The sequence below is a fragment of the Hamadaea sp. NPDC051192 genome, from assembly GCF_040682475.1.
Lineage (GTDB): Bacteria > Actinomycetota > Actinomycetes > Mycobacteriales > Micromonosporaceae > Hamadaea > Hamadaea flava.
The window spans coordinates 1-5,646 of sequence record NZ_JBFBAZ010000248.1; the positions used below are offsets into that span (position 1 = coordinate 1).

Here is a 5,646-nt window from a genome sequence, read left to right on the forward strand (position 1 = left end):
TAAACCCTTGTGCCCCTACACCCCCCTCTCCCTATCTCACTGACCCCCGGTTTCTTCTGGGGGGGCGGTTGGGCCGCCACGTCGTCTTGGCGACGTGGCGGCCCTCTTCGCTGCCGGTTCCCGGTAGGCTGGCCCGGCGCCGGGCACGCCATGTGGTGTTCCCCGCCTGTTAACGTTCGCCGACCTATCGAGGGCAGCCAATGAAGATCGCCGTCACCGGCTCGATCGCCACCGATCACCTGATGCACTTTCCGGGCCGCTTCGCCGACCAGCTCATCGCCGACCAGCTCGACAAGGTCTCGCTGTCGTTCCTGGTCGACGACCTGGTCGTCCGGCGGGGCGGGGTGGCGGCCAACATCGCCTTCGGCATGGGGCAGCTCGGCCTGAGCCCCACGCTGGTGGGCGCGGTCGGAGCGGACTTCGCCGACTACCGCTCGTGGCTGGAGCGGCACGGCGTCGACTGCGGCTCGGTCCACATCAGCGAGGTGGCGCACACCGCGCGGTTCGTCTGCACTACCGACGAGGACCTGTGCCAGGTCGCCTCGTTCTACGCGGGCGCCATGAGCGAGGCCCGCAACATCGAGCTGGCCCCGGTCGCCGACCGGCTCGGCGGCATCGACCTCGTAGTGGTCGGCGCGAACGACCCCGCCGCGATGCTGCGCCACTCCCAGGAGTGCCGTGAGCGCGGCTACCGGTTCGCCGCCGACCCCTCCCAGCAGCTGGCCCGCATGCCGGGCGAGGACGTCCTGCACCTGATCGACGGCGCGGAGTTCCTGCTGACCAACGAGTACGAGAAGTCGCTGCTGGAGCAGAAGAGCGGGCTCACCGACGCGCAGATCCTCGACCGCGTGAAGATCCGGGTGACCACGCTCGGCAAGAACGGCGTGGAGATCACCGGCCGCGACATCACGCGCATCCACGTTCCCGTCGCCCGGGAGATCCACGCGTACGACCCGACGGGTGTCGGCGACGGCTTCCGGGCCGGCTTCTTCGCCGCCCTCTCCTGGGGTCTCGCCCTCGAGCGCGCGGCCCAGGTCGGTGCGCTGCTCGCGACGCTCGTCCTGGAGACCGTCGGCACCCAGGAGTACGAGGTTCGCGCGGACATGTTCGCCAAGCGCCTCGCCGAGTCCTACGGGGACGAGGCGGCCAACGACGTCCGGCCCTTCCTCCCCGCCTGATCTCGCAGCTGTCCTTTGGCGCTGGATCAGGGTTCTCGGTCGAATCTTGGGGGAAGATTCGACACGGAACCCTGATCCAGCGCCTTTTTTAGCAGTGGGTCAGGAGCAGGTGACGTTGTTCAGGGTGAACGCGGCCGGGCTGGTGTAGCTGCCGGTCCAGCGGCCGTTGAAGCCGATGCTGGTCGACCCGTTGGCCCCGATCGCCGAGTTGTAGGACAGGTTCGTCGCCGTCACGGCCTGGCCGCTCACGGCGTACGTGGCGTTCCAACCGGACTGGGTCAGCGTCTGCCCGGACGGCAGGCTGAACCGCAGCGCCCAGCCGTTGATCGCGGTGGACGACGTGTTCGTGATGGTGATGCTCGCGGTGAAGCCGCCGACGCCGCTGCCCTCCGTCCACGGGTTGGCCGTGTAGACCACCTTGCAGCCGTTCTGCGGAGCCGGGGTGGACGGCGCGGGACTGGACGGCGACGGCGAGGTGGTGCTCACGATGCCGCCGAGCGCCTGATAGATCGCGGTGTACGCCGGTTTCTTGGCGAGGTTCTCGTCCCACGGCAGGGCCGCGCCCTGGCCGGAGAAGACCGACGGGACCCAGGAGTACTTGTCGGTGTAGTCCCAGATGGTGACGCCGACGCAGCGGGTGACGGCCACGCACGCGTTCACGACGTTGGTGTAGTAGGTGGACTGGGTGGCGTCCTTGGTCGCGTCCCGCGGCAGGATCATCCGGACGTCCAGCTCGGTGATCGCGACGTCCAGCCCGAGGTCGGCGAAGCGCTGGAGGTTCGCCTGCATGTTCGTCGGGAAGCCGTACTGGATCGCCAGGTGGCCCTGGAATCCGATGCCGTCCAGCGGCACGCCCTGCGCCTTCAGGGAGACGGCCAGGTTGTACATCGCGTCGGCCTTCGCGCCGGTGCCGTCGATGTTGTAGTCGTTGAGGTACAGCTTCGCCGTCGGGTCGGCCGCGCGGGCGGCGCGCAGCGCGGTCGCGATGTATCCGCTGCCCATGGCGTTGTAGAAGACGCTCGTGCGGAAGGTGCCGTCCTCGTTGAACGGCTCGTTGACGACGTCCCAGGCATACACCTGACCCGCGTAGTGCGTGGCGACCTGGGTGATGTGGTTCTCCATCGCCGCCTGCACCTCGGTGCTGGCCAGGCTGGAGACCCAGCTCGGCAGCTGACTGTGCCAGACGAGGGTGTGCGCGCGGACGATCTGGTTGTGGCTCTTGGCGAAGCTGACGATCGCGTCGCCCTTGGTGAAGGCGAAGGTGTTCCGGGTCGGCTCGGTGGTGTCCCACTTCATCGAGTTGCCCGGGGTGATCTGGCCGAACTCGGTGCCGAGGATGGCGGTGTAGGCGGTGTCGGTCAGCTCCGGATTGTCGGTGGCGGAGCCGAAATACTTGCCCTTGGCCGCCGCGAGCTGGTGCAGCGTCGGGTCGGCGGCACGGGCCGTGGACAGACCGGCGATCAGGGACACCGCGGCCAGCGCGGTGGTCACTCCCATGATCAACAGCAGGCGGGTACGCGTGGAGAACGCACTCTGCGGGGATGAGGACATGTCAGAACCTCCGGGGCGGCCTCACTGGGCGGTGAGGCGGGCGTGTCTATGGAAGCGCTCCCAGAGATTGGTGTCAACCAATAGTTTTCGGCTAACTGCTTCGCCGCACGTCGTAGGTGTGTTCGGCCGGAGACCCAACGAACTCCTGACTCCGGAGCCGGCACCACGCCGGGATGTCGAGCGCCGCGGCCGGATCGTCGGCCAGCACCCGGATCACCTCGCCGACGGCGACCTGCGGCAACCGGCGGGCCAACGCGATCACCGGCAGGGGACAGCGCTGGCCGAGGCAGTCCAGCTCGTGCGTACTCATAGGCCGGTCACCCCCGCCTCCTCGCGCAGCCGGGCGATGATCTCCGGCAGCTCGGCCACGAAGTGGCGTACCTGCTCCTCGGTCACGTCCCGATGCAAGGAGACGCGGACGTTGCCGTGGGACAGGGCGCCCATCGCGACCAGGACGTGGCTCGGCTCCAGCGTCGAGGAGGTGCACGAGGAGCCCGAGGAGACGGCGTACCCCCGGCGGTCCAGCTCACGCAGCAACGACTCGCCGTCGACGTAGAGACAAGAGAAGGTGACCAGGTGCGGCGCCCGGTCGACGGGATCGCCGACCACCTCGACGTCCGGGATCGTCGCCGCGACCCGATCGCGGATGTGATCCACCAGCTTGCTCAGCCGCGCCGACTCCGCGGCCGCCTCGCTCCACGCGGCTCGCAATGAGGCGGCGGCCGCCACGATCGCCGGGAGGTCGGGCGCACCCGGCCCGTGCCCGGCCGCCCGCTCCGGCTGCGACCAGTGCGCGCTCAGCGGGGGGTCGAACCGCGTACCGGTGCGGACGGCGAGCACACCGACCCCGGGTGGTCCGCCCCACTTGCGGGCGCTCGCGATCAGCATCGACCACCCGGCCGGCAGCGGCATCCGGCCCGCGATCACCGCCGCGTCGACCAGCAGTGGTACGCCGTGAGCAGCGCAAACCTGGGCAGCTCGAGCGACCGGTTGCAGCGTGCCGACCTCATGACTGGCGGCGATGAGTGCGGCCAACGCCACACCATCGGCGCCGACCGCTGCCTGCCAGGCTTGCTCGTCGAGCCGGCCCAGCCCGTCCACGGGGACGGAGACAGCCGTGCCACCAGCGGAAACGTGGTCCTCCCCGGCGTGCAGAACGGCCGAGTGCTCGATCGCCGAATGCACGAAGACCCGCCCCGACCGCCGCCGCCCGGCCAGTCCACCCAGGACGGCGAGGTGCGCTGCGGCCGTCCCACTGGCGGTGAAAGTCAGCTCCGCTGGGCGTACCCCTAGAACTTCAGCGGTCGCGCCGCGCGCCGCGTCGAGCAGCCCACGGGCCCGGCGGGCCTGCGTGTAGAGCCGTGACGGGTCCGCCCAGCCGTCCGTGAGCGACGCGATCATCGCCTCTCGCGCGGCCGGATGCAGGGGAGACGCCGTCGCGGCATCGAAGTACGCGCCCTGCCTTGCCTGCTCAGACATGCCTCCAACCTACTGCCCCAGCCAGACACGCCGACCCCCAGACCGAAACGGGACGCATGGTCGAGTAGTGTGCGACGCGTCGACAGACGCTCCGCCGGTCAACGCCCGGAGCGGCGGCAAGGGAGGCAGATCTAGGTGGCAAAGGGTCGGTCACGGGCGCTCGGTCTGAGCGCACTCGCCGTGGGAACTCTGGCATTCCTGACCGGATGCGACGCCTATGACGTCGGCAAGCCGTTCGGCGGGTTCGGCTGGCCTGAGGGCGGCAAGACTCCGCAGGCCAACCAGATGTACGAGATGTGGATCTGGTCGGTGGTCGCGGCGCTGGCCGTCGGCGTCTTCGTGTGGGGCCTCATCTTCTGGTGCATCATCGTCTACCGGAAGCGCAAGGGCGACACCGAACTGCCCACGCAGACGCGGTTCAACCTGCCGATCGAGGTGCTCTACTCGGTCCTTCCGTTCCTCGTGATCGCGGTGCTCTTCTACTACACCGCGGTGATCCAGACGAACGTGAACAAGCTTTCGGCGAACCCCGACGTGACCGTCGAGGTCGTCGCGTTCAAGTGGAACTGGCAGTTCAACTACCGGACGGCGCCGGACACCCAGACCGACGCGACCACTGTCGCGACGACGACCGGGGCCAGCGACTACATCCCGGTGCTGGTCGTGCCGACGGGCAAGACGATCCGGATCGAGGAGACGAGCAAGGACGTCATCCACTCGTTCTGGGTGCCGGAGATGCTCTTCAAGCGCGACGTGTTCCCGGGCAACGTGCGGAACGTCTTCGAGGTGACCATCGACGAGGAAGGCTCCTACGTCGGCCGGTGCGCGGAACTCTGCGGCACCTACCACTCGATGATGAACTTCGAGGTCCGCGCGGTCTCGCCGGAGAACTACCAGAAGTTCCTCGCCGCGAAGAAGGCCGGCCAGACCACGCCGCAGGCGCTGACCGCGATCGGTTCCGCTCCGTACGCCACGACGACCACGCCGTTCGACCTCAAGAAGGACGCGCAGCAGGTCCCCGTGAACCTGGGCAACTAAGGAGTACGCACGATGAAGTCTGAATGGCGGATCTTCGGGGGCGTAGCGCTCTTCCTGGCCCTCTGCGCACCGGTGTACGGGTGGTGGACCAACCACTCGCTGGGTCACGTCGACTGGGTCGGCACCACTGCCCTGATCATGTCGACGCTGCTCTGCGCGATGTGCGGCGGATACTTCTGGTTCGTGTCGCGGCGCATCGACCTGCGCCCGGAGGACCGGGACGACGCCGAGATCGCCGAGGGCGCGGGGGAGATCGGCTTCTTCTCGCCCGGCAGCTACTGGCCGTTCGGCATCGCGGCGTTCGCCACGACCGCGATGAGCAGCCCGAGCAGCTGCCCGAAGCCGATGCCGAGGACGAACAGCGAACCCCGGACGTACCAGAGGTTGGTGTCCGCCCCGA

6 protein-coding genes are annotated in these 5,646 nt (G+C 68.6%); 3 read left to right on the forward strand and 3 right to left on the reverse strand.

All coding sequences use genetic code 11. The annotated features are described in order from the left end of the window. The first annotated feature begins 200 nt into the window (after positions 1-200). Positions 201-1,178 (forward strand): carbohydrate kinase family protein, encoded by a 978-nt coding sequence (locus AB0M47_RS41800; RefSeq protein WP_363424346.1) that lies wholly within the window; start codon positions 201-203, stop codon positions 1,176-1,178. A 99-nt stretch (positions 1,179-1,277) separates the two neighbouring features. On the opposite strand, the gene AB0M47_RS41805 is transcribed toward AB0M47_RS41800, so the two are convergent. The 3 genes from AB0M47_RS41805 to AB0M47_RS41815 form a co-directional block, all read right to left on the reverse strand. Continuing rightward, entirely contained in the window at positions 1,278-2,729 is a 1,452-nt protein-coding gene (locus AB0M47_RS41805; RefSeq protein WP_363424349.1) for an endo-1,4-beta-xylanase, read from the reverse strand. A 91-nt stretch (positions 2,730-2,820) separates the two neighbouring features. Further along, positions 2,821-3,039 carry a sulfurtransferase TusA family protein gene (locus AB0M47_RS41810; protein ID WP_363424352.1) on the reverse strand — a complete coding sequence of 73 codons (219 nt, stop codon included), beginning with the start codon at positions 3,037-3,039 and terminating at the stop codon, positions 2,821-2,823. Next, positions 3,036-4,208, reverse strand: a complete 1,173-nt coding sequence (locus tag AB0M47_RS41815; RefSeq protein ID WP_363424355.1) for an aminotransferase class V-fold PLP-dependent enzyme — start codon at positions 4,206-4,208, stop codon at positions 3,036-3,038. Before AB0M47_RS41815 ends, AB0M47_RS41810 begins: the two co-directional genes overlap by 4 nt. Positions 4,209-4,388: 180 nt before the next feature. Between AB0M47_RS41815 and coxB the strand changes: the two genes are divergently transcribed. Then, on the forward strand, positions 4,389-5,246 hold the full coding sequence (gene coxB / locus AB0M47_RS41820; RefSeq protein ID WP_363424358.1) for a cytochrome c oxidase subunit II: 858 nt from the start codon (positions 4,389-4,391) through the stop codon (positions 5,244-5,246). Between the two features lie 12 nt (positions 5,247-5,258). Beyond that, positions 5,259-5,646 (forward strand): cytochrome c oxidase subunit 4 (locus AB0M47_RS41825; protein ID WP_363424360.1); only part of this gene is annotated, 388 nt, incomplete at its 3' end.

Coding starts and splice junctions, on each gene's coding strand:
- AB0M47_RS41800 (WP_363424346.1), top strand. CDS start 201: ATGAAGATCGCCGTCACCGGCTCGATCGCCACCGATCACCTGATGCAC.
- AB0M47_RS41805 (WP_363424349.1), bottom strand. CDS start 2,729: ATGTCCTCATCCCCGCAGAGTGCGTTCTCCACGCGTACCCGCCTGCTG.
- AB0M47_RS41810 (WP_363424352.1), bottom strand. CDS start 3,039: ATGAGTACGCACGAGCTGGACTGCCTCGGCCAGCGCTGTCCCCTGCCG.
- AB0M47_RS41815 (WP_363424355.1), bottom strand. CDS start 4,208: ATGTCTGAGCAGGCAAGGCAGGGCGCGTACTTCGATGCCGCGACGGCG.